The sequence below is a fragment of the uncultured Dysosmobacter sp. genome (genome assembly GCF_947631635.1).
GTDB lineage: Bacteria > Bacillota > Clostridia > Oscillospirales > Oscillospiraceae > Oscillibacter.
In genome coordinates, this window is record NZ_CANRMB010000002.1 from 99,664 (window position 1) to 123,330 (window position 23,667).

Genomic DNA, 23,667 nt, shown 5'->3' on the forward strand with positions numbered 1-23,667 from the left:
TCTATCCGGCTTTTTTTCCGCGTCAGTCATTTTGCATAACCTTTTTTGCGGTTCAACCTGTCGGATGCGTGCGAATTTTCGGTTGATTCTTTCCAAATGCTGTCGTATACTGGACGGAAGCAATCTAAATTTTATGAGATGAGAGGGGTCTTGTATGATGAAATACGGCCGCACCTATAATTTCTCCGCCGGTCCCGCCATGATGCCGGAGGAGGTCCTGGAGGAGATCGCCGCCGAGATGATGAACTACCGCGGCAGCGGCATGTGTGTCATGGAGATGAGCCACCGCTCCAAGGTGTTCCAGCAGATCCGGGACGAGGCGGAGGCCGACCTGCGGAAGCTGATGGGCATTCCCAACAATTACAAGGTCCTGTTCGTCCAGGGCGGCGGTACGGTCCAATTCGCCATGGTGCCCATGAACCTGATGAAAAACGGCGTGGCCTGCTATGTGGAGACCGGTGCCTGGTCCAAGAAGGCCATCGCGGAGGCCAAGAAGTACGGCGAGGTGAAGATCGTCGCCTCCTCCGCCGACCAGAATTTCTCCTACATTCCCGACTGCGACCACCTGGACATCCCGGAGAACGCGGATTACGTGTATATCTGCGAGAACGAGACCATCAACGGCACCACCTGGCACAAGCTGCCCAACACCAAGGGTAAGCTCCTGGTGGCCGACCAGTCCTCCATGTTCCTCTCCCGCCCCTGCAATGTGGCGGATTACGGCCTGATCTGGGGCGGTGTGCAGAAAAACGTGGGGCCCGCCGGCATGTCCATCGTCATCGTCCGGGAGGACCTGCTGCGGGATGATCTGCCCGCCTTCGTCCCCACCTATCTGAACTACAAGACCCATGCCGACGCCGACTCCCTGTACAATACCCCCAACTGCTGGGCCATCTACTGCTGCGGCAAGGTGTTCAAATACCTGTTGAACCACGGCGGTCTGGAGGCCATGGCGGAGCGGAATCAGGAGAAGGCCCAGATCCTGTATGACTTCCTGGACCAGAGCAAGTTCTTCACTGGAGCCGTTCGCAGGGAGGACCGCTCCCTGATGAACGTGCCCTTCGTCACCCCCTCCAAGGAGCAGGATGCCGACGTGGTGGCAGCCAGCAAGGCCGCGGGCTTCGACAACCTGAAGGGCCACAAGAGCGTGGGCGGCCTGCGGGCCTCCATCTACAATGCCATGCCCAAAGAGGGTGTGGAGGCGCTGGTGGCGTTTTTGAAAAAATACGAGCAGGAGCACGCCTGATCATCTTCCGATAACAGCAAGGCCCGGCACAGATGTGCCGGGCCTTTTTTGCGTCCCCAGCCGCCGAATGCACAGGGCCGCACAAAAAGGAGCGTTTTCGCGCTCTTTTTTCTTTATTTCCAGGTAAAATGGTCTCTGCCCGCTCCTATTTCAAAATGGTATTTTACGATCCCCAGATCCACTCTGGAATAAGGGCCTCCGGCGGCGTCCGCCCGGACGGAATTTCCATCCAGGGTCAGCCGGAATTTCTGCTGGTTCACGGCGGTGGGGGCCAGGAGGGCCGCCTCCATCCCCGCGCGGAACCAAGCGGGCATATCTCCATCCACCCGGCAGAGCGCCTCCATGGGCTTGCTTTTATGGGGGACGCCGTGGGTCGTGCCGTATCCCAGCGCGATGACGCAGACCAGCTTCTCCCCAGGCGCCACGGTACAGCGGCATTTTCCCCTTCGGAAGGTCAGCGCCACCCAGCAGCTGTCCAGCCCAAGCTGCGCGGCTTTCAGCACCAGGCGCTCTCCGTAATAGCCGATCTTTTCGTCCAGCTCCGGTCCTTTGGGGCCGACCAGCGCCAGGTAATTCCGCACGCCTCTGAATTTGCCGTAGTGGGCCATGATCCCCTGAAATGCCTCAGGCTCATCTGCCGCCAGCTCTATGTGCAGGCCGCCCTCCCGGCTGCAGGCAGCGGTCTCCTCCCGCAATTCCGCCAGGACCTCCGCCGGGATGGGGCGGTCCGTATACTGCCGCACCGCATGGCGGCGTCTGATGGCTTCCAATACTTCCATATCCGTCACTCCTCCTCTAATCTAATAAATGTGGATATAGTCAGCGCAGTTGAAAAAGAGCTTGTGCTCCTTTTCAACCGGCGGACCAATGGTCCGCCGGCGCGCAAGGCGCGCGTGCGTTTCCTATGAAGTCAGGCACAGAGGGCCGCATACGCAGCCTGCAGCGCTGCACAGCAGCATTGCACGGAAAAGAATCCAAAGGATTCTTTTCAACTGTGCCGACTATAGCCCGTGTCGGCAGCGCTGCGTATCACCGCGCAGATGTGCTCCGCCAGGGTCCGCAGTTTTTCCCACTGCTCCGTGTCCGCGTTGGGATAGTAGTAGTTCCGGGCCCCCTCCCTGTGCATACGGACAGCGCCCGCCTCCCGCAGGACGCGCAGATGGCGGGACACCGCCGGACGGCTGAGGTGCGTCCGCTCCGCCAGCTCTTTCGCCCGCAGGCCCACCTGCTCGCTCTCCAGCAGCGCCAGAAAGACCCTCTGCCTTGTCTCGTCACCCAGCGCCGCGAACAGCCCTTGCAGCCCTCGGAATTCCTCCGCCAGCGCTGTCCGCATCTCCACACACTCCGCGCATGCTTCCATCTGCTCTCCCTCCTTGGTCAAAAGCTTGGGACCATTATACCACAGCTCCTTCTCTTTGGCATATTGGGAAAGAAAATCGAGCCGCCCGCCTCGCTTCCATTTTCTAGTACATTTTTAGCCTATACATGGCTGATTTCCCATTTTTTGCAGCTTTTTTTAATTTTTTCACGATTTTTTAACTGCCACATCTATTTACTTTTTAAAGTTGTCAGTGTATAATAGCTATATTCAACGATAAGGTGGTGTTCCCCCATGAGGCAGACGGTCGTTCCGTCTCAATATCTGCAAATCGCCCTGGACCTGGCCAGCCGCATCGCCAAAGGCGATCTCCCGGAGGGCAGCCGCATCTACGGCAGGTCCGTGATGGCGTCGGAATACAATGTGTCGCCGGAGACCATCCGGCGGGCCCTGCGGCTGCTGGCGGACATGAAGGTGGTTGAGGTGAAGCCCCAGAGCGGGGCCATGGTCCTCTCCGCCGACAGTGCCCGGCGGTACATTGAAAACTTTGAGGAAAATGCCGACGTCCGCGCCCTTCGGGCGCAGCTGCGGGAGCAGATGGAGGAGTATGACGCCCTTCACCGGCGTATGGCGGAGACCGTGAAAGCCCTGGTCAAGAGCCGGGACACCTTCGCCGCCGCAGGCGAGCCCCTTCCCAACTATGAGGTCCCTGTCCCCAAGGACTCCCCCTGCACCGGGAAAAGCATTGGGGCTTTAAAATTCTGGCAGTCCACCGGCGGCACCATCGTAGCCATCCGGCGGGGCCAGACCGTCATCCTGTCCCCCGGCCCCTACGCGGAACTGTACGCCGGGGACATCATCGTTCTAGTGGGCAGTCCTGCCGCCGCGGAGGCCGCCCAACGCCTGCTGTCAGTAAAGGAGGTTTCCATTGATCCAATTTGAACATGTCTCAAAAAGCTATGGCAAAACGCCCATCCTCAAGGACCTGAACTTCACCATTCCAGACGGGCAGTTCGTGGTCCTGATCGGTCCCTCCGGCTGCGGAAAGACCACCACCCTGAAAACCATCAACCGTCTGATCGACATCGACTCCGGCACCATCTCCATCGACGGCCAGGATATCCGCTCCTCCGACAAGGTGGAGCTGCGCCGCCACATCGGCTATGTCATCCAGCAGATCGGTCTGTTCCCCAATATGACGGTGTCCCAGAACATCTGCGTGGTGCCGAAGCTGCTGAAATACGACAAGGCCAAGTGCGGCGAGATCGTCCGGGAGATGCTGAAGCTGGTCAACATGGAGCAGTACGCGGACAAATATCCCTCGGAGCTCTCCGGCGGGCAGCAGCAGCGCATCGGCGTGCTGCGGGCCCTGGCGGCCTCTCCCCCCATCGTGCTGATGGATGAGCCCTTCAGCGCCCTGGACCCCATGACCCGGGAGACCCTCCAGGACGAGGTGAAAAACATCCAGCAGAAGCTGAACAAGACCATCGTGTTCGTCAGCCATGATATGAACGAGGCCCTCAAACTGGCGGACACCATCATCTTCATGGCCGGCGGCGAAGTGGTCCAGATGGCCTCTCCCGAGGAGATGCTGGAGCATCCCGCCACCGACCAAGTGCGCACCTTCCTGGGCAAGCACTCCCCGGAGGCCGCCGCGCCCTCCACGGTGGAGCACTTTATGCGGACCAATCCCGTCACCGTCAAAAAGGACCGGGGCGTTCTGGAGTGCGCCGAGCGCATGGCCCGCAGCAGCGTGGACTCCCTGCTGGTGACGGACGGGGAAAAACGGTATGTAGGCACCATCTCCATCGGCGATATCCGCCGCTGGGGCCGGGAGCTGACCAGCATCGAGCCCATCGTCCGCCAGACCGCCCGGACCGTCCGGGTGGGCGACGACGCCAAGGAGAGCTTTGACTACCTGCTGGATTCCGGCGCCAACTATGTGGTGGTCCTCAACGAGGACGACACCATCGCGGGCATCGTCACCAAGACCAGCGTGGCCCGCTCTGTGGCGGAGAATCTGTGGGGTGATTCCAAATGAGGACGCTGTTTGATACTTACGGCGCCATGCTGGCGAAGGCCATTGCCGTCCACACGGGGTATGTGCTGCTCTCCGTGGCCATTGGCTTTGTGCTGGGACTGGTGCTGGGGGTCCTGCTCTCCCGGGTGCCCAAGTGGTCCGGCGTGATCCTGCCTGTGGTCTCCGTGTTCCAGACCATCCCCGGTCTGGTGTTCATCGGCCTGCTGTTTCTGTGGCTGGGCATGGTGCCCGCCACGGTGGTCGCCGCCCTCTCCATCTACGCCATGTTCCCGGTGCTGAAAAACACCTACACCGGCATCCTGGGCGTGGAGGAAAAATATGTGGAGGCCTCCAAGGGCTGCGGCATGTCCCCGTTCCAGACGCTTATGAAGGTGGAGCTCCCTCTGGCTATGCCTACGATCATCGCCGGACTCCGCATGTCCGCCATCTACACCGTCTCCTGGGCGGTGCTGGCCGCCATGATCGGCCTGGGCGGGCTGGGCGACTTCGTGTACCAGGGCACCAGCTCCAACAACAACACGCTGATCCTGCTGGGGGCTATCCCCGCCGCCATCCTCGCCATCGTCATCGGCGCGCTGATCGACCTGCTCCAGAAGCATGTCACGCCCCGGGGCCTGCGGAAGGGGGTGGGCAGATGACCTGGTCACTGGTCTTTGAGCACCTGTTCATCGTGCTGGCCGCCAGCATCCTCTCCATCTGCATCGGCCTGCCCCTGGGCATTTTGTCCTACGTCTATCCCAAGGCCCGGGCCGTGATCCTGCGGGTGGTGGATCTTTTGCAGACCATTCCCTCCCTGGCACTGCTGGGCATCATCATGGTGTTCCTCGGCGCAGGCAAGACCACTGTCATCATCGGCATCACCCTGTACTCCCTCCTCCCTATCGTGCGGAACACCTGCCTGGGTCTCCAGGAGGTGGACCCCGGCGTGAAGGAGGCCGCCCGGGGCATGGGCATGAGCAAGCCCTACCAGGTGCTGATGGTGGAGTTCCCCCTGGCCTTCCCCACCGTATTCACCGGCATCCGCATCGCCGTGGTCAACGCCATCGGCACCGCGGTGTTCGCGGCCTTCGTGGGCGGCGGCGGATTGGGCGGTATCATCAACCGGGGCATCCGCATCCAGGATATGGGACTTATCCTATCCGGCACCGGCGCCCTGATGGTCATCGCCGTGATCCTGGACCTGCTGATGGGCTGGTTTGAAAAGCAGATGCGCAGATCCCGGGGCGGCTCCAAAACGATGTGGGTCCCCGTGGCGGCCATTCTCCTGGCCTTCTGTCTCCTGCTGCCCTACGGCACGGGCAGGGGCGGCGGCGAAAATGAGCTGCTGCTCTACGACGGCGATTACAGCGAGACCCAGATCATGCACCGCATGGTCAAGCTGCTGGTGGAGGACCGGACGGACCTGACCGTCACCATCCAGGACCAGATGTCCCAGGTGAACAACTTCAAGTCCCTCATCGGCGACGGTCACACCTGCGACCTGATGATCTCCTACGACGGCACCCTGCTGACCACCTTTTTGCAGCTGGATACCAGCGACGTGCCGGAGGGCACCTCCATTTACGACTACGCCAACCAGGTAGCCGGAGAGCAGTACGGCCTCCGCCTGCTGGACCAGCTGGGCTTTGACAACACCTACGCCATCGCGGTGCCCCAGGCCATCGCCGACCAGTACGGCCTGGAGACCGTCAGCGACCTGGTCCCGGTGGCGGACCAGCTGGTGTTCGGCGCGGAGCATGAGTTCTTCACCCTGGAGGGCAGCATGAAATACGGCCCCTTCACCGAGTTCTACGGCCTGCGTTTCAAGGACACCTCTCCGGTGGATGTGAGCCTGAAATACGCCGCCGCGGAAAAGGGCAGCTTTGACGTCACCGAGGTCTACGCTACCGACGGCCTGAACCGCAAGGCCAATCTGAAGGTCCTGGAGGACGACCGGAACTTCTTCCCGGACTACAACGGTGCCTTTCTGGTCCGGGAGGACACGTTTGAGAAGTTCGCCCAGACCGCGCCCGAACTGGAGGAGGTGCTGAACCTGCTGGCGGGTCAGATCGCCAACGAGGACATGGTGGATATGACCTACCAGGTGGACGTAATGGGCCGTACCGTGGACGACGTGGCCCGGGAATTCCTGGTGAGCCGGGGATTGCTGAACGGCTGAAAACCTGATACGATGGGCTTCGGAGCATTCTCCGAAGCTCATTTTTTTCAAACACGCGAAACCTCCGCGGTTTTTTCCCGTCTATATGAGCAAGAGAGGAGGCATCATCATGGAGGACAGCGCCATCATCGACCTGTACTGGGGCCGGGACCAAAGCGCCATCGCGGAGACGGCCAGCAAATACGGAGGGTTCCTGTGGAACATCTCCTGGAATATCCTCCGCAGCCACGGCGATGCGGAGGAATGCGTCAACGACACCTATCTGCGGACCTGGAACGCCATCCCGCCCGCCAGACCCACGGCCCTCCAGGCCTGGCTGGGCCGCATCGCCCGGAACCTGTCCCTGGACCGCTGGAAGCAGGCCCGGACCCAGAAGCGAGGCGGCGACAGCATGGAGGTCCTGCTGGGGGAGCTGGACGCCTGCGTCCCCGCGCCCCGCGGCACGGAAACCGTACTGGAGGACCGGGAGATCGCGGCCCTCATCAGCGCGTTTTTGCGGAAGCTCCCGGCGGAGAGCCGGATCATCTTCCTGCGGCGGTACTGGTACGGGCAGGAGCTGGGGGAGATCGCGGCGCAGCTGGGCTGCGGGCAGGGAAAGGTGAAATCCTCCCTGTACCGCACCCGGCAGGCCCTGCGGGCCTATCTGGAACAGGAGGGGGTATCCATATGAGCGAACGGTTATTCCGCATCTTGGGACTGGTGGACGACGGCCTGATCGAGGAGGCGGCCCCCGGAGCCAAAACCGCTGCCCGGCGCCATCCCTGGCGGCGGTATGCGGCCATCGCGGCATGTCTGGCGGTGGTGTGCGCCGTGGGCTGGCAGTTCGCGGAGCGTCTGGGCACCTGCGGCGCTGACGGAGCCGCGAACACCGGCGGTAGCGGCATCAACCATTCCCCAGAACCCGACGAGGGTCAGAGCGGCACCGTCACAGATCACGAGCCACTGTCTGTGGAAGGCACCACCTTCATGTCCTACGCCGGGCCGGTGTTTCCCCTGACCACGGTGGAGCCGGACACAGGGCTGACGGCGGAGCGGGCCATCACCTGGGACTTTGCCGCAGGGACCTATCAGGACGGCTCCCCCCGGCAATGGGGCGCCGCCGTGACAGACGGATACACCCTGACCAATCCCACGGACAGTGATATCACCGTGACGGCGCTGTATCCCTTCGCGGGGTCGTTCTCCCAGCTGGAAACAGAGCTGCCTACGGCGGCGGTGAACGGCGAGGCCGTGGAGGCGGAGCTGCTGGCCGGGGCCTATGCCGGCGGCTTTCAGGGCGTTTGGCGGTCCGACGGAAAGGGCGGCCACGAGCTGGACGGCACCACCCTGAATCTGGCCCATCCCGACGACTGGACGGACTACAAGTCCCTGCTGGAGAGCGGCGATTATCTGGCGCGGACGCTGGGAGACGCCCCGGTGCTGGACATCCCGGTGACGGTGTATGAATTTTCAGATTTCGAGGCTCCCCATGAGAAATATCAGGCCGCCACCCAGGCCGTGGAATTCACCATCGACCAGGAGCAGACCACCGTGCTGACCTACGGCTTCAACGGCTCCAGCTGGGACTGGGACACCGGTTGGCGGCAGTTCTCCTACTTCGTGCCGGACGGCATGCGGGCGGAGCCGGAATACAAATGCCTGGTGGTGCTGGGCAGAGACATCGGCGAGTACACCCTGGCGGGCTACGGGGACGGCGGCTGTGACCGGGAAATCGACGGGGTCTCCTGCACCGTCACCCGGCGGGAGACCACTCTGGATGAGGTGCTGGATACGCTGTGCATGAAAAACATGAGGAGCTACACCGACAGCCGGGCTGTGGATCAGGACAATGCCTTCGACGTTCTCTCCTTTGCCACATACCGCCGGGCCGTATCGGAGCTGATGGTCCAGTACGGCGTTCTGTCCGGGGAGAATGTGACGGACCGCTACGCCGACGGGCGGCTGGACGACATGGTGGGCGAGACCATGAGCCACACCCGGGTCCTGTACCTGTCGCTGCCTGTCACGGTTCCCGCCGGCGGCTCCGTTGACATCACATTCCAGCTGTGGAAGGAGCCAAGTTTTGACTATGGCTGTTCCGGTTCGGAGAACGTGGGCCTCCAGGGCTATGACATGGTGACGCAGCTGGGCTCCACTTTGGATTTCACCGCCCAGACCGCCGCCCTTGTCAACACGGACGGCATCGAGCTTGTCCAGCAAAACCTGGGGTTCGATCTGGAAAACGGCGTCACGGAGGTATCTTTGGCGCCTGCGGAGGAACACTATTATCTGGAGATCCGGCCAAAAGAATAGGCAAACAGAAACGTGCGGAGCCTTACGGCTCCGCACGTCTTTTTGCGGCTTTTTCCACAATTTTGGCCCCCGCCCAGCCGCAGGCGGCCCCCAGCAGGGCTCCGCCCAGCACATCGGTGGGCCAGTGGACATACAGGTACAGCCGTGAAAAGGCCATCACCACCGCCACCGCCAGGGCGGGTCTCCACAGGGGACTGCCCGCCGTTTTCAGGGCAAATACCGCGGCAAAGGAGGCCGCCGTATGGCCCGAGGGAAACGAGGCGTCCAGCGGCGGCGCCGCCAGCAGCTCGATGGCCGTGTTCACGGCAAAGGGCCGGATGCGGCCGATCAGGGGCTTCAATACCATGTTGCAGCTGATCAGATCCAGCACCAGCGCGCAGGAGACAGCCGCGCCCGTCCGGCGGTATCTTTTTACGGCCAGCAGGACCGCCGCCAGCAGGATCCACAGCTCCCCATGGTTGCAGGTCCAGCTGATGAGCGGCAGCACAGCGTCCAGCGCTCCGCAGCGCAGATGGAGCTGTATCCAGTCCAGGACGGCAAGCTCCGCGGCCTGCATAGGCATTCTCCTTTCTGTCCAAATGCTTGAGATGTCATTACTATATCATTATATCATAGTTCTCTTCGGAATCTATGGAAAATTTTTTAAGGATATGCACAAATTTTGGCACTTTCTTCGGAAAAGCGGTTGACAGCTTCCCGGAAGCGTGGTAGGATACGGTCAAAATTGAATCGCTTAGATAGAGGCGCGGTATTCATCAGTACCCTCCGGCAAGGCCAGGCAGCCGCCGTTGGAGAAAGGGAACACCGCCGAAGCGCGGGAAGCTGCCTGGCTTTTCGCCGCTGGGTCGACAGAGAACATCTGTCGGACTGTCACAAAAACTTTGTGAAGCGCTATCAATGGCTGTCGGACCCCGCCCCTGTGGGCGCCTTTCCGGATATTCCATGGACCGCTTGACAAAGCGGTCCAATTTTTATCCGCCCGGCGCGGGATGGATGCGCCGGAAAATCATTTTTGGAAAGGTGATCCGCAATGAAGAAGTTCCTGTCTCTGCTCATGGCTTTGGCCATGACCCTGTCCCTGGCCGCCTGCGGCGGCTCCGAGGACCCCGCTCCCGAGGCCAACACCGACACTCCCGCCCAAACCGAGACCGACGCCAACGCCGTGCCCTCCGGCGTGGAGGACGGCGTGCTGACCATCGCCATGGAGTGCGCCTACGCCCCCTACAACTGGGCCCAGAGTGACGACTCCAACGGCGCCGTGCCCATCTCCAACGTCCCCGGCTCCTATGCCAACGGCTATGACGTGATGATCGCCAAGAAGATCTGCGAGGCCAACGGCTGGGAGCTGGAGGTCATCCAGTCCGACTGGGACTCCCTGGTCCCCGGCGTCCAGACCGGCACCTTTGACGCCGTCATCGCCGGTCAGTCCATGACCGCCGAGCGCGCCGAGCAGGTGGACTTCGCCGGCCCCTACTTCTACGCCACCATCGTCTGTGTCACCAAGGCCGACAGCGAGTTTGCCAACGCCGCCTCCATCGCGGACCTGGCTGGCGGCTCCTGCACCGCCCAGATCGCCACCATCTGGTATGACCAGTGCCTGCCCCAGATCGAGGGCGCTGACGTTCAGACCGCCGCGGAGACCGCTCCCGCCATGCTGATGGCTCTGGAGACCGACACCGTGGACTTCATCTGCACCGACATGCCCACCGCCCAGGGCGCCGTGGCCGCCTATCCCGACATGAAGATCCTGGACTTCTCCGGCACTGACGGCGACTTCCAGTTCTCCGAAGAGGTCCGGGCCGAGAACGTCAACATCGGCGTCTCCCTCATGAAGGGCAACACCGCGCTGAAGGAGAGCATCGACAGCGTCCTGTCCGCCATGACCGTTGACGACTTCAACGGCATGATGGAAGAGGCCATCTCCATCCAGCCCCTGAGCGAGTGATCCTGATCTCCCCGTGATCTCCCCAAGGCGAGAGGACCCGGTGTCCTCTCGCCTTGTCCCCTGATTTTTCTGAATCCAACGAAGGAAAGGAGCCTGCTCCATGGAGAAGTTTTCCCAGCTTTTCGCCGACATCGTCAAGCTGTGGTCCAAGTACGGCGTCTCCCACTACCTGCCGGGCATCCGCAACACTCTGGTCCTGGCCCTGGTGGCCACCGCCATCGGCTGTGTCATCGGCTTTGTCTGCGGCGTGCTGAACACCATTCCCTATACCAAGAAGGACCCCCTCGTCAAGCGTTTTTTCCTGAAACTGATCCGGGTCGTCGTCCGGGTCTATGTGGAGGTCTTCCGCGGCACCCCCATGGTGCTGCAGGCGGTGTTCGTGTACTACGGCCTGCCCTATTTCACCGACAATGTGGTGAAGTTCAGCAGCATCTGGGCAGCCGCCATCCTGGTGGTGTCCATCAACACCGGCGCTTACATGGCGGAGTCCGTCCGGGGCGGCATCATCTCCATCGATCCCGGCCAGACCGAGGGCGCCAAGGCCATCGGCATGACCCATGTCCAGACCATGCTGAACGTGATCCTGCCCCAGGCCCTGCGGAATATCATGCCCCAGATCGGCAACAACTTCATCATCAATGTGAAGGATACCTCCGTGATGTTCATCATCGGCTTCCCCGACTTCTTCTCCGCCCACCGGGCGGCTGTGGGCGCCAGCTACCTCTACTTCCCCTCCGCCACGGTGGAGATGGCGGGCTATCTCACTATGACGCTGATCGCCTCCTTCCTGCTGCGCTGGGTGGAGAAAAAGCTGGACGGCGACAGCAGCTATGAGCTGGTGCAGGTGGACCCCCTGACCATGACCGCCGGGACGTACAGCCACCCTGACCGGGGCACGCCCTTTGACGAGCAGAGCAAGGAGTACCGGGGCCGGGTCCAGCAGGGTCTGAAGCACGGCCGGACGAGAGGAGAGCGCTGATATGGGAGAAATGATTTTACAGATCAACCATCTGTCCAAATCCTTCGGCTCCAACCTGGTGCTGCGGGACATTGACTTCACCGTGGAAAAAGGCGACGTGACCAGCATCATCGGCGCCTCCGGCTCCGGCAAGAGCACCCTGCTGCGGTGCATCAACCTGCTGGAGACCCCCACTAGCGGTGAGATCCTCTACCATGGGGAAAATGTGGCGGGCCGGGGCGTCAACGCCGCCGCCTACCGCTCCCATGTGGGCATGGTGTTTCAGTCCTTCAACCTGTTCAACAACATGACGGTGCTGGAAAACTGCATCGTGGGCCAGGTGAAGGTTCTGAAAAAGAACAGAGAGGACGCCCGGAAGCGGGCTATGAACTATCTGGAAAAGGTGGGCATGGCCCCCTATATCAACGCCAAGCCCCGGCAGATCTCCGGCGGCCAGAAGCAGCGGGTGGCCATCGCCCGCGCCTTGGCCATGGACCCGGAGGTCCTGCTGTTCGACGAGCCCACCTCCGCCCTGGACCCCGAGATGGTGGGCGAGGTGCTGAATGTCATGCAGGCCCTGGCCCAGGAGGGCATGACCATGCTGGTGGTGACCCATGAGATGGCCTTTGCCCGGGATGTGAGCAGCCATGTGGTCTACATGAACCAGGGCGTCATCTGCGAGCAGGGCTCCCCCGAAGAGGTGTTCGGGAACCCCCAGCGGCAGGAAACCAGGGATTTTCTCTCCCGATTCCGGAGCAACTAAATCAGTATCAATATCTATCAAGCCGGCAGGCGGATATCAAATCATCCGCCTGCCGGCTTTTTCCTGCTGCTGTCTCCCGTCTACCCTTCCAGGCAAACTGTTTTTTACAAATTTCCAAGAAAAGAGGACCCTGCTATGCAGAGTCCTCTTTTCATCACTTTGTGTATTCCGCGATGGCGGCGGAGAGAAACGCCGCCGTTCCCTCTCCAAACTGGTCCAGATTCTTTTGAAACCGCTCGTCCCCGGTGTACATCTGCCCCAGGCCGGCCAGGATCTCCCTGGTGCAGTCGTAGTAGTGGGTGCTGATGAAGGCCTGCCACTCCCGCACCAGCGCCTGGGCCTCCGGGGACGCCGGGTCCCCGTTCCGCAGGGCGGCGGCCCGGCGGAAGATCTCATTCATCCCCTCCGCCTGGGCGGCAAGCCCGGCGCTGCCGCAGCTTGCCATCCGCTCCTGGCTCTGGCGCCAGGCTTCCGTGCCGCCCCAGCGCGCTTTGGCCTCGCCCGCGTACTGCCTGCGGGCCGCTTCCAGCTCCGCGGCGTCAAATCCCTTGAATTCCATGGTCTGTTCTCCTTTCAGATTGGCCTCCAGCAATTCCAGCAGGCGGTCCAGACGCTCCCGCTTCAATTGGAGCAGATGCCGCTGGCGCCGGAGGGCCTCTTGCCTGTCGTAGTGAGGGTCGGACAAGATCATTTGAATGTCCTTCAGCGGAAAATCCAGCTCCCGGTAAAACAAGATCTGCTGCATCCGCTCCACATCGGCCCTCCCATACCAGCGGTAGCCGGAATCCGCCGCTGTTTCCGGACAGAGAAGCCCGATCTGGTCGTAGTAGTGCAGGGTGCGTATACTCACCCCGGTCAGCTTTGCCATCTCGCTGATGGACAGTCTCATGTGCCTCACCTCATTTTGAAGTGTAATCTATGACGCAGCGTCAGAGTCAAGGGGTATTTTAAAAAAATCGTCCGGCAGTGCCGGACGATCTTTGCGTTATTCCGTGATCGTGAAATCCGCCGACAGGCGGCACTCCGTACGGTACACGCTGCTGCTGTATGGCGTGAGGGCCCGCTGGGTCCTCTGGGCAGCCCGGTACTCCCCTGCGGGCAGAGATACCTGTATACCGCTCCAAAATGTCCGTTCCCAAGTCTTGCTGGTGCCGGGCCGGGCGATATATCCGGTGGTCTGGTCGATCTCATGGAAGTTGAGCAGATACCAGCCGCCGTTGACCTTCCGGAACAGGCGGAGGTCCTCCTCGCAGTTCAGCCACTCCGCTCCGCTGTTTTGGAGGCTGATTGCCACCTTGTCCGCAGAATAGGAATCCACGGTCAGCTTGGCGTCAGCCGCCATATTGTAGTTGTCCCAGTCCGTCTCCAGTTCGGAACCGCCGAAATAGACCGCCATGACGGCGGTCTCACACTCCGCCCGGGTCACCTTGTCCCCAAGGCCCAGCCGCGTGGCGCTGCCGGAAAACCACAGTCCCTTGAAAACCGCCCAGCGCACCTGCTGCTCCGCCCATGCGGGCACGGACGCCGCGTCCGTATATCCGTCCAGAATATCCGGCGGCAGGACCCGGGGGATCAGCGTTTTCAGACTGGTCATGCTGGCGTAGCGGTACAGCATCACCGCCATTTGGGTCCGGGTGATGGCTTCATCCGCCCGGACGCTGCCGTCGGCATAGCCCTGGACCACACCCAGGGAGGCCGCCCACACCACCGGGTCCGTCGTGCTCCGGTTCCCGTTTCGCGCCTGGTGCGCGTCGTACAGCTGTTGGATGAACTGGCCCCGGGTGACAGCCGGTTCCGTACCGGCGGCGTGGGCCGCCGCCCCCAGCAGAAGGCAGGCGCACAATGTCAGGGCCAGCAGGCGGAAAAGTCGTTTTTTCATGGGCAATATCCCTCTCTTTCCTGGATTCTCTCGCTCTATGTGTTTATTATACGTCCTCTCAAAGAAGATTGCAATGAAAAGCTGACCGCATCCCCGCACAAGGGCCGGGCACATGGAAAAATCCGCCGGAGCTTGCGGTACGGGCGTCCCAGGGGCAATAAAGTGCCGCCGTGATAATGCCCCGCAGGCTTTCGCCTGCGGGGCACTGTTCCACGCCATTGGCCGGTTTTCCATTTACAGCTGCATCCCCACGGTCCGCATGACCTGCTCCACCTGTTGGGCGGTGTCGTGCTCGCCGTCCCGGCTCACCACGATCAGGTCCGCGTATTTGGCATACAGCGGCTCCCGCTGCTCATAGATCTCCCGGATGGTCATCCCCTGGGGCGCCGCGATGCCCCGGTCCGTCAGATCCTCCGGCATCCGCTCCGTGATCTGGGAGAGCGGCGTCTCCAGCCAGACGGCGATGCCGTTTTCCCTTAAATGCACCATGGCGGTATCCGACAGGACCATGCTGCCGCCGGTGGCGATGACGGTGTTTTCACAGTCCATGGTCTCCCCCACCCGGGCCTCGATCTTCAAAAAGGCATCCAGGCCCTCTGTCCGCAAAATCTCCGGCAGGGTCTTGCCGGTGGTCTCCACGATCACATCGTCCGCGTCCACAAAGGTATAGTCCAGACGCTTCGCCAATGCCTTTCCCACCGTGCTCTTTCCGGTGCCGGGCATCCCGATCAGAATAATATTCTTCATACATTCCTTCCTATCTGTTCACGGCTTCCGCCGTTTTCCTGGGGATATTATAGCATGCCGTGGACAAGTGTCCACCGTTAAATTACACGAAAATACAGCGTGGGCCTCCATTTTCCCCCACTCGGCAAGGCTAGACAAGGCTTTTTCAAAAAGGCTGGCGCAAACTGTCAGATTTGCCAATTGCGTGCCCGCCGCAAATTCGATACAATAGGTACGACCTTTAAAAATGGGTATTACCTATTGTCCGAACAAATAACGAGGTGAATGGAATGAGCAGTCATCCTACCCAGTCCAAAACGATCCGCGTCCAGTTGCTGTCCGCCATGAAGGACGGAGCATACGCCTCCTGCGAGCGGCTCCCCCGTGAGAGCGTTCTGGCGGAAAAGCTGGGGATCAGCCGCACACAGCTGCGGGATATCCTGGCCTCTCTGGAGCGGGAGGGCTTCATCACCCGCCGGCACGGCGTGGGGACGATCATCAACCGGCACGTGCTGAATGTCCAGACCCGCATGGATATCGAGGTGGAGTTCCTGGACATGATCCGCCAGAGCGGCCACGAGGCGGCGGTGGCTTCCGTCCGGGTGTCCGAGGGCGCTGCCGATGAAAAAGTCTCCAAGCAGCTCCAGATCCCGGTGGATACCCCCATTATCCGCATCGCCCGCCTCTGCACCGCCGACGGCAGGCCCGCCATCTACTGCGAGGACGTGGTGGAAAAGGCTTTGGCAAAAGGCAATTATACCATCAAGGACCTCAAGCTCCCTGTTTTTTACTTCCTCCAGCAGTTCTGCGGCGTGTATCCCTATCTGGACCTGACAGACCTGCGGCCCGTGGTGGCCGACGACGCGCTGTCGGAGATCCTTCAGGTCCCTGCCGGCTCTCCCCTGTTGAATATGGAGGAAGTGGACTTCGACATTGACGGCAAGCCGGTGTTCTGCTCCACAGAATATTTTGTGGACGGCATCTTCCGGCACACGGTCATGCGCAAAAAGCTATAAAAAGGAGATTGCACGATGAAAAAAGTAGCCATCATCATGGGCAGCGACAGCGACTGGCCCGTTGTCAAGGGCGCCTGCACCCAGCTGGACGCTTTCGGCATTCCCTATGAGGCCCATATCCTCAGCGCCCACCGCACCCCCGTCCAGGCGGCGGAATTCGCCAGGAACGCCCGGGCCAACGGCTTCGGCGTGCTGATCTGCGCCGCCGGCATGGCGGCCCATCTGGCCGGCGCCTTCGCCGGAAACTCCACCCTGCCCGTCATCGGCATCCCCATGAAGGGCGGCGCCATGGACGGGCTGGACGCCCTGCTGGCCACCGTGCAGATGCCCAGCGGCATTCCCGTGGCGACAGTCGCCATCAACGGCGCCAAGAACGCCGCTGTGCTGGCGGCCCAGATCCTGGCCGTCTCCGACGCGGACCTCGCCGCCAAACTGGACGCGGCCCGGGCGGATATGGCAAAGCAGATCGCGGAAAAGGAGGCCAGGCTCCAGGCGGAGCTGGCCCAGTAAATCCCCCAGCAGAAATTTGATGAAATCGATCAGGAGAATTTGACCATGGGTGGTTTTTTTGGAGCGATCTCCAAGCGGGATTGCGTACTGGATATCTTTTTCGGAGTGGACTACCACTCCCACCTGGGCACCCGCCGGGGCGGCATGGCGGTCTATGACCCTGCCACCGGCTTCCAGCGGCAGATCCACAACATCGAAAACACGCCGTTCCGCACCAAATTTGAGAGCGACCTGGCGGACTTCCACGGATGCAGCGGCATCGGCTGCATCAGCGACACGGACCCCCAGCCCCTGCTGGTCCGGTCCCATCTGGGACTGTACGCCATCACCACCGTCGGCATCATCAACAACGCCGAGACGCTGGTGGAGACCTATTTCTCCGACCACGGGCACCAGTTCATGGCCATGAGCAGCGGCAAGGTGAACTCCACAGAACTGACGGCGGCGCTCATCAACCAGAAGGACTCCCTGGTGGAGGGCATCCGCCACGCCCAGGAGGTCATCGACGGCTCCGCCACCATTCTGCTGCTGACGCCGGAGGGCATCATCGCCGCCCGGGACAAGCTGGGGCGGCTGCCGGTGCTGGTGGGCAAAAACGAGGAGGGACACTGCGTCTCCTTCGAGTCCTTCGCCTATCAGAAGCTGGGCTACCAGACCGCCTATGAGCTTGGCCCCCAGGAGATCGTGCGGGTCACGGCGGAGGGTGTGGAATCCCTCTCTCCCCCGGGGGAGAAGATGCGCATCTGCGCCTTCCTCTGGACCTACTACGGCTATCCCAACTCCAACTATGAGGACGTCAACGTGGAGGTCATGCGCTACCGCAACGGTGAGATCATGGCCCGGGACGAGGTGGCCCAGGGCCACCTGCCCAAGGTGGACTTTGTGGCCGGCGTGCCAGACTCCGGCCTGCCCCACGCCATCGGCTTTGCCAACCGCAGCGGCAAGCCCTTCGCCCGGCCCTTCGTGAAATACACCCCCACCTGGCCCCGGTCCTTCATGCCCGCCAATCAGGACGTGCGGAATCAGGTTGCCAAGATGAAGCAGATCCCCGTTCCCGAGCTGATCGAGGGCAAGAAGCTGCTGTTTGTGGACGACTCCATCGTCCGGGGCACCCAGCTGCGGGAGACGGTGGAATTCCTGTACGACAGCGGCGCCGCGGAGGTCCATATGCGCTCCGCCTGCCCGCCCATCATGTACGGCTGCAAATATCTGAACTTCTCCCGCAGCAACTCCGACATGGAGCTGCTGGCCCGCCGCACCATCCAGGACCTGGAGGGCGACGAGGGGCAGCAGCACCTGGACGAATACGCCGACGCCAAGACCCAGCGGGGCCAGTGCCTGCTGAGCACCATCTGCAAGCAGCTGGGCTTTGACTCCCTGGGCTACCAGTCCCTGGACGGCCTGCTGGAGGCCATCGGCATCGACAAAGACAAGATCTGCACCTATTGCTGGAACGGCAAGGAATGATCCCTGATCTCAGGATCTTTGATTTTCAAAAACTGTAAAATTTACGACATAGGAGGACAAACATCATGCAGAAGTTAGAGCAGGTCTACGAGGGCAAGGCCAAGAAGGTCTTTAAGACCGACGACCCCGAGCTGTTCATCGTGGACTACAAGGACGACGCCACCGCTTTCAACGGCGCCAAGAAGGGCACCATCGTGGGCAAGGGCGTCATCAACAACCAGATGACAAACCGCCTGATGGTCAAGATGGAGAAGGCCGGCATCCCCACCCACTTCGTCAAGGAGCTGAGCGAGCGGGAGACCCTGGTGAAGAAGGTCTCCATCGTCCCCCTGGAGGTCATCGTCCGCAACATCTCCGCCGGTCACTTCGCCTCCCGCTACGGCGTGGAGGAGGGCATCGTGTTCGACCAGCCCACCATTGAGTTCTCCTACAAGTGCGACGAGCTGGACGACCCCCTGCTGAACGCCTATCACGCCATCGCCCTGAAGCTGGCCACCTCCGAGGAGATCGAGCTCATCAAGAAGTACTCCTTCGCTGTCAACGACGTGCTGAAGGCCTTCTGGGCTGAGTGCGGCGTGACCCTGGTGGACTTCAAGCTGGAATTCGGTAAGCTGAGCGACGGCACCATCGTGCTGGCCGACGAGATCAGCCCCGACACCTGCCGCCTGTGGGATTCCAAGACCCATGAAAAGCTGGACAAGGACCGCTTCCGCCGGGACATGGGCGGCGTTGAGGACGCCTATGCCGAGATCATGAAGCGCCTCCTGGACCACGATGCTGACTAAAGAAAAGACTCCGGCGGACCGTCTCAACGGAGAGGCGGTCCCGGCCGGTCTTTCTATTCCAAAGCGCCACATTCACGAGGAATGCGGCGTGTTCGGCGTTTATTCGGAGTCCCCCGCCGACGTGGCCTCCCTGGCCTACTACGCCCTCTACGCTCTGCAGCACCGGGGGCAGGAGAGCGCGGGCATCGTGGTGAACGACGACGGCATGTTCTCCTCCTACCGGGACGTGGGCCTGGTCAGCGAGGTGTTCCCCCCGGAGCGGCTGTCCGCCCTGGGCACCGGGCATATCGCCGTGGGCCATGTGCGCTACGGCACTACCGGCTCTGACAACAAGCGGAACGTCCAGCCCATTGTGGTGAACCACTACAAGGGACGGATAGCCCTGGCTCACAACGGCAATTTGACCAACTCCCTGGCCCTGCGCTCGGAGCTGGAAAGCCAGGGCTCCATCTTTCACACCACCACGGATTCCGAGGTCATCGCCTACATCATCGTCCAGGAGCGGCTGAAGGCCCCCTCCATCGAGGCCGCCGTATCCGCCGCCATGGACCGCATCGTGGGGGCCTACTCCCTGGTCATCTCCTCCCCCAGCAAGCTCATCGCCGTCCGGGACCCCAACGGCTTCCGGCCCCTGTGCATGGGCAGGCTGAAGGACGGCTCCGTGGTGTTCGCCTCCGAGTCCTGTGCCCTGGACGCCATCGGCGCCAGGTTTGAGCGGGACATCCTGCCCGGCGAGATCGTGGTGGCGGACAAAAACGGTGTCAGGTCCGACACCAGCCACTGCGGCAGAGCGCCGAAAAAGCTCTGTGTCTTTGAGTTCATCTACTTTGCCCGGCCTGACTCCGTCATCGACGGCAGCAGCGTCCACACCGCCCGGCAGCGGGCCGGCGCCTTTCTGGCGCTGGAGCACCCCGTCCAGGCGGATATCGTGGTGGGCGTGCCGGATTCCGGCCTGGACGCCGCCATGGGCTATGCCCGTCAGTCCGGCATTCCCTACGGCATGGGCTTTATCAAAAACAAGTACATCGGCCGGACCTTCATCTCCCCCACCCAGGCCATGCGGGAGAACGAGGTCAACATCAAGCTGAACCCCATCCGCTCCGTGGTGGAGGGCAAGCGGGTGGTCCTGATCGATGACTCCATCGTCCGGGGCACCACCTGCCGCCGCACCATCGACCTGCTGCGCAGGGCGGGGGCCAGGGAGATCCACATGCGGGTCAGCGCGCCGCCCTTCGTGGCGGCCTGCTACTACGGCACCGACATCGACGACCCCAGCAAACTGATCGCCACCCACCACACCGTGGAGGAGATCGCCGAGATCATCGGCGTGGACTCCCTGGGCTACCTGAGCCTGAACGACGTGGTGAAGCTGGCGGACAATACAGAATGCGGTTTCTGCACCGCCTGCTTCGGCGGCGGCTATCCCACCGCCATCCCCCAGGACGGCGGCAAGGACCGCTTTGAGTGCAAGATCAGCGAAAGGAAGAGAGAGCAACATGCGTAGTTTTTCTGACAGCTATCGGGAGGCCGGCGTCAATATCGAGGCCGGCTATGAGGGCGTGCGCCTGATGAAGGAGCACGTCGCCCGTACCATGATCCCTGGCGTGGTGTCCGACATCGGCGGCTTCGGCGGCCTGTTTGCCCCGGATATGAAGGGCATGACCAATCCGGTGCTGGTCTCCGGCACCGACGGCGTGGGTACCAAGATCCGCATCGCCCAGCTGCTGGACAAGCATGACACCGTGGGCATCGACTGCGTGGCCATGTGCGTCAACGACATCATCTGCTGCGGCGCGAAGCCCCTGTTTTTCCTGGATTACATCGCCCTGGGCAAAAACGAGCCGGAAAAGGTCGCCACCCTGGTCTCCGGCGTGGCGGAGGGCTGCGTCCAGGCGGGCTGCGCCCTCATCGGCGGCGAGACCGCCGAGCACCCCGGCACCATGGCCGCCGACGACTATGACCTGGCGGGCTTTTCCGTGGGTCTGGTGGACAAGCCCAAGGTCATCGACCACAGCGCCATGAAGGCCGGGGACGTGATCCTGGCCCTGCCCTCCTCCGGCATCCACTCCAACGGCTTCTCCCTGGTGCGGAAGGTCTTCAATGTGGAGCACGCCAATCTGAACCTCCACTGCGACGAGCTGGGCCGCACCCTGGGCGAGGCGCTGCTGGAGCCCACGGTCATCTATGTGAAGCCCGTTCTCGCCTGCATCGAGGCTGCCGCCGTCAAGGGGATCAGCCATATCACCGGCGGCGGCTTCTTTGAGAACATCCCCCGCTGCCTGGCGGAGGGCCTCACCGCCAAAATCGAGAAGGCCGCCATCCAGACACCGCCCATCTTCCACATGCTCCAGCGGCAGGGCCGCATCCCCGAGCACGACATGTTCAACACCTACAACATGGGCGTGGGCATGACCGTCATCGTGGCGAAGGAGGACGCGGACAAGGCTCTGGCCGCGCTGAAGGCGGAGGGCTGCGGCGCCTATGTCATCGGCGAGATCGTGAAGAGCGGCGAGCGGGTGACGCTATGCTGAGAAAAGCCAGAATCGCCGTTTTTGTCTCCGGCGGCGGCACCAACCTGGAGGCGCTGCTGAACGCCCAGGAGTCCGGCGCCATCCCCCATGGGGAGATCGTACTGGTGGTCGCCAGCAATGAGACCGCCTATGCCCTGAAGCGGGCGGAAAACCACGGCGTCCCCGGCGTGGCCGTTCCCAGAAAACAGATGAGCCAGGAGGCGTTCGAGGCCGGCATCTCCCGGAAGCTGGCGGAATACCAGGTGGACGTCATCGTCCTGGCCGGGTTCCTGTCCATTCTCTCCGAGCGCTTTGTCAAGCAGTGGCCCCAGCGCATCCTCAACGTCCACCCCTCCCTGATCCCCTCCTTCTGCGGCAAGGGGATGTACGGCCTGAAGGTCCATGAGGCCGCTTTGGAAAAGGGCGTGAAGGTCACCGGCGCCACCGTCCATCTGGTAAACGAGATCCCCGACGGCGGCCGCATCCTGCTGCAAAAGGCAGTGGACATCCTGCCGGAGGACACGGCGGAGACCCTCCAGCGCCGGGTGATGGAGCAGGCGGAATGGGTCCTGCTGCCCCAAGCCACGGAACTGGTCTGCAAACAAATCACAGAAAGCTGAGGAGTTTTTTCATGAACGAATTGGAATTGAAATACGGCTGCAACCCCAACCAAAAGCCCTCCCGCATCTTTATGAGAGACGGCTCCGACCTGCCCATCGCGGTGCTGAACGGCAAGCCCGGCTACATCAACTTCCTGGACGCCTTCAACTCCTGGCAGCTGGTCCGGGAGCTGAAAGCCGCCACCGGCCTGCCCTCCGCCGCCTCTTTCAAGCACGTCTCCCCCGCCGGCGCCGCCGTGGGCCTGCCCCTGAGCGAGACTGACCGGAAGATCTATTTTGTGGAGGAGGTTGCCGAGCTGTCCCCCATCGCCTGCGCCTACATCCGGGCACGGGGGGCCGACCGCCTGTGCTCCTACGGCGACTGGGCGGCCCTCTCCGACGTGTGCGACGCCGCCACCGCCAATTACCTGAAATATGAAGTCTCCGACGGCGTCATCGCCCCCGGCTACACCGAGGAGGCCCTGGAAATTCTGAAAACCAAGAAGAAGGGCAACTACAACGTGGTACAGATCGACCCCGATTACGTGCCCGCGCCCCAGGAGTACAAGGACGTGTTCGGCATCACCTTCCAGCAGGGCCGGAACAACTTTGCCATCAACGAGGCGCTGCTGGAAAATATCGTCACCGAGAACCACGACCTGCCCCAACAGGCTAAGATCGATATGATCGTCTCCCTCATCACCCTGAAATACACCCAGTCCAACTCCGTCTGCTATGTGAAGGACGGCCAGGCCATCGGCGTGGGCGCGGGCCAGCAGAGCCGCATCCACTGCACCCGCCTGGCGGGCCAGAAGGCGGACAACTGGTATCTGCGGCAGCATCCCAAGGTCCTGGGCCTGCAATTTGTGGACAACATCCGCCGCCCCGACCGGGACAACGCCATCGACATCTACACCTCCGACGAATATGAGGACATCCTGGCCGACGGCGTGTGGCAGAACACCTTCAAGGTCAAGCCGGACGTGCTGACCGCCGAGGAGAAAAAGGCCTGGATCGCTACCCAGTCCGGCGTCACCGTGGGCTCCGACGCCTTCTTCCCCTTCGGCGACAATGTGGAGCGGGCCAGAAAGAGCGGCGTGCAGTACATCGCGGAGCCGGGCGGAAGCATCCGGGACGACCATGTCATCGCTACGGCAAATAAATACGGCATGACCATGTGCTTTACGGGGATGCGTCTTTTCCATCACTAAGGAGTACGCCTTATGGAGATCAGCAGCAATACCGGCTCCTGTTCCTGTTGCTCCCCGGAGGAGGGGGGATATCCCTGTCCCGCCATCCTCGTCAGCGGCGGGCAAAGTGAGACCGCTGGACACCAGATCCTTCCATCTGCGTTGGCCATGGATCGCGCTCTGTCCTTTTTCCGCGTTCCAAAAAGGCCGGAATGTATCGAATGGGAGGAACTGTCATGCTGCAGCAAGATAGAAAGGATGGTT

24 protein-coding genes and 1 riboswitch are annotated in these 23,667 nt (G+C 61.8%); of the genes, 18 read left to right on the forward strand and 6 right to left on the reverse strand.

What is annotated here, in order from left to right; genetic code table 11:
* Positions 1–154: 154 nt before the first annotated feature.
* Positions 155–1,246 carry a 3-phosphoserine/phosphohydroxythreonine transaminase gene (gene serC, locus Q0Z71_RS02170; RefSeq protein ID WP_363316665.1) on the forward strand — a complete coding sequence of 364 codons (1,092 nt, stop codon included), beginning with the start codon at positions 155–157 and terminating at the stop codon, positions 1,244–1,246.
* A gap of 113 nt (positions 1,247–1,359) precedes the next feature.
* Here the strand turns inward: serC and Q0Z71_RS02175 are convergent, their stop codons facing one another.
* Both Q0Z71_RS02175 and Q0Z71_RS02180 read right to left on the reverse strand, forming a co-directional pair.
* Complete coding sequence (locus Q0Z71_RS02175) at positions 1,360–2,025, reverse strand: nitroreductase family protein (RefSeq protein ID WP_298017596.1); 666 nt, start codon at positions 2,023–2,025, stop codon at positions 1,360–1,362.
* A 209-nt stretch (positions 2,026–2,234) separates the two neighbouring features.
* On the reverse strand, positions 2,235–2,606 hold the full coding sequence (locus Q0Z71_RS02180; RefSeq protein WP_298017599.1) for a helix-turn-helix transcriptional regulator: 372 nt from the start codon (positions 2,604–2,606) through the stop codon (positions 2,235–2,237).
* Positions 2,607–2,858: 252 nt separating this feature from the next.
* Here Q0Z71_RS02180 and Q0Z71_RS02185 point away from each other — a divergent pair, with 252 nt between their 5' ends.
* The 6 genes from Q0Z71_RS02185 to Q0Z71_RS02210 all read left to right on the forward strand — a co-directional run bounded on the left by Q0Z71_RS02185 (position 2,859) and on the right by Q0Z71_RS02210 (position 9,055).
* A complete protein-coding gene (locus tag Q0Z71_RS02185) occupies positions 2,859–3,506 on the forward strand; it encodes a TrkA C-terminal domain-containing protein (RefSeq protein WP_298017603.1) in 648 nt (215 codons plus the stop codon).
* Complete coding sequence (locus Q0Z71_RS02190; protein WP_298017605.1) at positions 3,493–4,605, forward strand: ABC transporter ATP-binding protein; 1,113 nt, start codon at positions 3,493–3,495, stop codon at positions 4,603–4,605. Before Q0Z71_RS02185 ends, Q0Z71_RS02190 begins: the two co-directional genes overlap by 14 nt.
* Complete coding sequence (locus Q0Z71_RS02195; RefSeq protein ID WP_298017607.1) at positions 4,602–5,243, forward strand: ABC transporter permease; 642 nt, start codon at positions 4,602–4,604, stop codon at positions 5,241–5,243. The genes Q0Z71_RS02190 and Q0Z71_RS02195 overlap by 4 nt, the downstream gene beginning before the upstream one ends.
* A complete protein-coding gene (locus Q0Z71_RS02200; protein ID WP_298017610.1) occupies positions 5,240–6,763 on the forward strand; it encodes a glycine betaine ABC transporter substrate-binding protein in 1,524 nt (507 codons plus the stop codon). Before Q0Z71_RS02195 ends, Q0Z71_RS02200 begins: the two co-directional genes overlap by 4 nt.
* A 109-nt stretch (positions 6,764–6,872) precedes the next feature.
* Positions 6,873–7,433, forward strand: a complete 561-nt coding sequence (locus tag Q0Z71_RS02205; RefSeq protein WP_298017612.1) for an RNA polymerase sigma factor — start codon at positions 6,873–6,875, stop codon at positions 7,431–7,433.
* The gene (locus Q0Z71_RS02210; protein ID WP_298017614.1) at positions 7,430–9,055 is read left to right on the forward strand and encodes a hypothetical protein; all 1,626 of its coding nucleotides are present in this window, start codon (positions 7,430–7,432) and stop codon (positions 9,053–9,055) included. Before Q0Z71_RS02205 ends, Q0Z71_RS02210 begins: the two co-directional genes overlap by 4 nt.
* Before the next feature lie 22 nt (positions 9,056–9,077).
* Here Q0Z71_RS02210 and Q0Z71_RS02215 read toward each other — a convergent pair whose 3' ends face one another.
* Positions 9,078–9,611 carry a phosphatase PAP2 family protein gene (locus tag Q0Z71_RS02215; RefSeq protein WP_298017617.1) on the reverse strand — a complete coding sequence of 178 codons (534 nt, stop codon included), beginning with the start codon at positions 9,609–9,611 and terminating at the stop codon, positions 9,078–9,080.
* A gap of 174 nt (positions 9,612–9,785) precedes the next feature.
* A riboswitch (Lysine riboswitch) is annotated at positions 9,786–9,957 on the forward strand.
* A gap of 128 nt (positions 9,958–10,085) precedes the next feature.
* Here Q0Z71_RS02215 and Q0Z71_RS02220 point away from each other — a divergent pair.
* From Q0Z71_RS02220 to Q0Z71_RS02230, 3 genes are all read left to right on the forward strand, one after another.
* Positions 10,086–11,000 carry a transporter substrate-binding domain-containing protein gene (locus Q0Z71_RS02220; protein ID WP_298017620.1) on the forward strand — a complete coding sequence of 305 codons (915 nt, stop codon included), beginning with the start codon at positions 10,086–10,088 and terminating at the stop codon, positions 10,998–11,000.
* A gap of 100 nt (positions 11,001–11,100) precedes the next feature.
* Positions 11,101–11,979 carry an amino acid ABC transporter permease gene (locus Q0Z71_RS02225; RefSeq protein WP_298017623.1) on the forward strand — a complete coding sequence of 293 codons (879 nt, stop codon included), beginning with the start codon at positions 11,101–11,103 and terminating at the stop codon, positions 11,977–11,979.
* Position 11,980: 1 nt separating this feature from the next.
* On the forward strand, positions 11,981–12,721 hold the full coding sequence (locus Q0Z71_RS02230; RefSeq protein ID WP_298017625.1) for an amino acid ABC transporter ATP-binding protein: 741 nt from the start codon (positions 11,981–11,983) through the stop codon (positions 12,719–12,721).
* Between the two features lie 154 nt (positions 12,722–12,875).
* Here the strand turns inward: Q0Z71_RS02230 and Q0Z71_RS02235 are convergent, their stop codons facing one another.
* The 3 genes from Q0Z71_RS02235 to Q0Z71_RS02245 form a co-directional block, all read right to left on the reverse strand.
* On the reverse strand, positions 12,876–13,610 hold the full coding sequence (locus Q0Z71_RS02235) for a MerR family transcriptional regulator (RefSeq protein ID WP_298017629.1): 735 nt from the start codon (positions 13,608–13,610) through the stop codon (positions 12,876–12,878).
* A gap of 96 nt (positions 13,611–13,706) precedes the next feature.
* Complete coding sequence (locus tag Q0Z71_RS02240) at positions 13,707–14,600, reverse strand: S-layer homology domain-containing protein (protein ID WP_298017631.1); 894 nt, start codon at positions 14,598–14,600, stop codon at positions 13,707–13,709.
* 234 nt (positions 14,601–14,834) lie between these two features.
* Positions 14,835–15,347, reverse strand: coding sequence for a shikimate kinase (locus Q0Z71_RS02245; protein ID WP_298017635.1), 513 nt, complete (start codon positions 15,345–15,347; stop codon positions 14,835–14,837).
* 269 nt (positions 15,348–15,616) lie between these two features.
* On the opposite strand from Q0Z71_RS02245, the gene Q0Z71_RS02250 reads away from it, so the two are divergent.
* The 8 genes from Q0Z71_RS02250 to Q0Z71_RS02285 all read left to right on the forward strand — a co-directional run bounded on the left by Q0Z71_RS02250 (position 15,617) and on the right by Q0Z71_RS02285 (position 23,424).
* The gene (locus tag Q0Z71_RS02250) at positions 15,617–16,342 is read left to right on the forward strand and encodes a GntR family transcriptional regulator (RefSeq protein ID WP_298017637.1); all 726 of its coding nucleotides are present in this window, start codon (positions 15,617–15,619) and stop codon (positions 16,340–16,342) included.
* Between the two features lie 15 nt (positions 16,343–16,357).
* On the forward strand, positions 16,358–16,852 hold the full coding sequence (purE, locus tag Q0Z71_RS02255) for a 5-(carboxyamino)imidazole ribonucleotide mutase (protein ID WP_298017641.1): 495 nt from the start codon (positions 16,358–16,360) through the stop codon (positions 16,850–16,852).
* 45 nt (positions 16,853–16,897) lie between these two features.
* Complete coding sequence (locus Q0Z71_RS02260) at positions 16,898–18,319, forward strand: amidophosphoribosyltransferase (protein ID WP_298017646.1); 1,422 nt, start codon at positions 16,898–16,900, stop codon at positions 18,317–18,319.
* A gap of 65 nt (positions 18,320–18,384) precedes the next feature.
* Positions 18,385–19,104, forward strand: a complete 720-nt coding sequence (purC, locus tag Q0Z71_RS02265) for a phosphoribosylaminoimidazolesuccinocarboxamide synthase (protein ID WP_298017648.1) — start codon at positions 18,385–18,387, stop codon at positions 19,102–19,104.
* Positions 19,094–20,608 carry an amidophosphoribosyltransferase gene (purF, locus tag Q0Z71_RS02270; RefSeq protein WP_298017651.1) on the forward strand — a complete coding sequence of 505 codons (1,515 nt, stop codon included), beginning with the start codon at positions 19,094–19,096 and terminating at the stop codon, positions 20,606–20,608. Before purC ends, purF begins: the two co-directional genes overlap by 11 nt.
* Positions 20,601–21,635: a phosphoribosylformylglycinamidine cyclo-ligase gene (gene purM, locus Q0Z71_RS02275; protein WP_298017654.1), complete on the forward strand. Its 1,035-nt coding sequence runs from the start codon at positions 20,601–20,603 to the stop codon at positions 21,633–21,635. The genes purF and purM overlap by 8 nt, the downstream gene beginning before the upstream one ends.
* Positions 21,629–22,234 carry a phosphoribosylglycinamide formyltransferase gene (purN, locus tag Q0Z71_RS02280; RefSeq protein WP_298017656.1) on the forward strand — a complete coding sequence of 202 codons (606 nt, stop codon included), beginning with the start codon at positions 21,629–21,631 and terminating at the stop codon, positions 22,232–22,234. Before purM ends, purN begins: the two co-directional genes overlap by 7 nt.
* A gap of 11 nt (positions 22,235–22,245) precedes the next feature.
* Positions 22,246–23,424, forward strand: coding sequence for a phosphoribosylaminoimidazolecarboxamide formyltransferase (locus tag Q0Z71_RS02285; RefSeq protein ID WP_298017659.1), 1,179 nt, complete (start codon positions 22,246–22,248; stop codon positions 23,422–23,424).
* Positions 23,425–23,667: the final 243 nt, after the last annotated feature.

Bases quoted from the DNA above. Each gene is read 5' to 3' on its own strand.
- Q0Z71_RS02195 (WP_298017607.1), top strand. From the start codon at position 4,602: ATGAGGACGCTGTTTGATACTTACGGCGCCATGCTGGCGAAGGCCATT.
- Q0Z71_RS02285 (WP_298017659.1), top strand. From the start codon at position 22,246: ATGAACGAATTGGAATTGAAATACGGCTGCAACCCCAACCAAAAGCCC.
- purE (WP_298017641.1), top strand. From the start codon at position 16,358: ATGAAAAAAGTAGCCATCATCATGGGCAGCGACAGCGACTGGCCCGTT.
- Q0Z71_RS02185 (WP_298017603.1), top strand. From the start codon at position 2,859: ATGAGGCAGACGGTCGTTCCGTCTCAATATCTGCAAATCGCCCTGGAC.
- purF (WP_298017651.1), top strand. From the start codon at position 19,094: ATGCTGACTAAAGAAAAGACTCCGGCGGACCGTCTCAACGGAGAGGCG.
- Q0Z71_RS02260 (WP_298017646.1), top strand. From the start codon at position 16,898: ATGGGTGGTTTTTTTGGAGCGATCTCCAAGCGGGATTGCGTACTGGAT.
- Q0Z71_RS02245 (WP_298017635.1), bottom strand. From the start codon at position 15,347: ATGAAGAATATTATTCTGATCGGGATGCCCGGCACCGGAAAGAGCACG.
- Q0Z71_RS02225 (WP_298017623.1), top strand. From the start codon at position 11,101: ATGGAGAAGTTTTCCCAGCTTTTCGCCGACATCGTCAAGCTGTGGTCC.
- Q0Z71_RS02205 (WP_298017612.1), top strand. From the start codon at position 6,873: ATGGAGGACAGCGCCATCATCGACCTGTACTGGGGCCGGGACCAAAGC.
- Q0Z71_RS02180 (WP_298017599.1), bottom strand. From the start codon at position 2,606: ATGGAAGCATGCGCGGAGTGTGTGGAGATGCGGACAGCGCTGGCGGAG.
- Q0Z71_RS02210 (WP_298017614.1), top strand. From the start codon at position 7,430: ATGAGCGAACGGTTATTCCGCATCTTGGGACTGGTGGACGACGGCCTG.
- purM (WP_298017654.1), top strand. From the start codon at position 20,601: ATGCGTAGTTTTTCTGACAGCTATCGGGAGGCCGGCGTCAATATCGAG.
- Q0Z71_RS02230 (WP_298017625.1), top strand. From the start codon at position 11,981: ATGGGAGAAATGATTTTACAGATCAACCATCTGTCCAAATCCTTCGGC.
- purC (WP_298017648.1), top strand. From the start codon at position 18,385: ATGCAGAAGTTAGAGCAGGTCTACGAGGGCAAGGCCAAGAAGGTCTTT.
- Q0Z71_RS02250 (WP_298017637.1), top strand. From the start codon at position 15,617: ATGAGCAGTCATCCTACCCAGTCCAAAACGATCCGCGTCCAGTTGCTG.
- Q0Z71_RS02175 (WP_298017596.1), bottom strand. From the start codon at position 2,025: ATGGAAGTATTGGAAGCCATCAGACGCCGCCATGCGGTGCGGCAGTAT.
- Q0Z71_RS02215 (WP_298017617.1), bottom strand. From the start codon at position 9,611: ATGCAGGCCGCGGAGCTTGCCGTCCTGGACTGGATACAGCTCCATCTG.
- purN (WP_298017656.1), top strand. From the start codon at position 21,629: ATGCTGAGAAAAGCCAGAATCGCCGTTTTTGTCTCCGGCGGCGGCACC.
- Q0Z71_RS02220 (WP_298017620.1), top strand. From the start codon at position 10,086: ATGAAGAAGTTCCTGTCTCTGCTCATGGCTTTGGCCATGACCCTGTCC.
- Q0Z71_RS02235 (WP_298017629.1), bottom strand. From the start codon at position 13,610: ATGAGACTGTCCATCAGCGAGATGGCAAAGCTGACCGGGGTGAGTATA.
- serC (WP_363316665.1), top strand. From the start codon at position 155: ATGATGAAATACGGCCGCACCTATAATTTCTCCGCCGGTCCCGCCATG.
- Q0Z71_RS02240 (WP_298017631.1), bottom strand. From the start codon at position 14,600: ATGAAAAAACGACTTTTCCGCCTGCTGGCCCTGACATTGTGCGCCTGC.
- Q0Z71_RS02200 (WP_298017610.1), top strand. From the start codon at position 5,240: ATGACCTGGTCACTGGTCTTTGAGCACCTGTTCATCGTGCTGGCCGCC.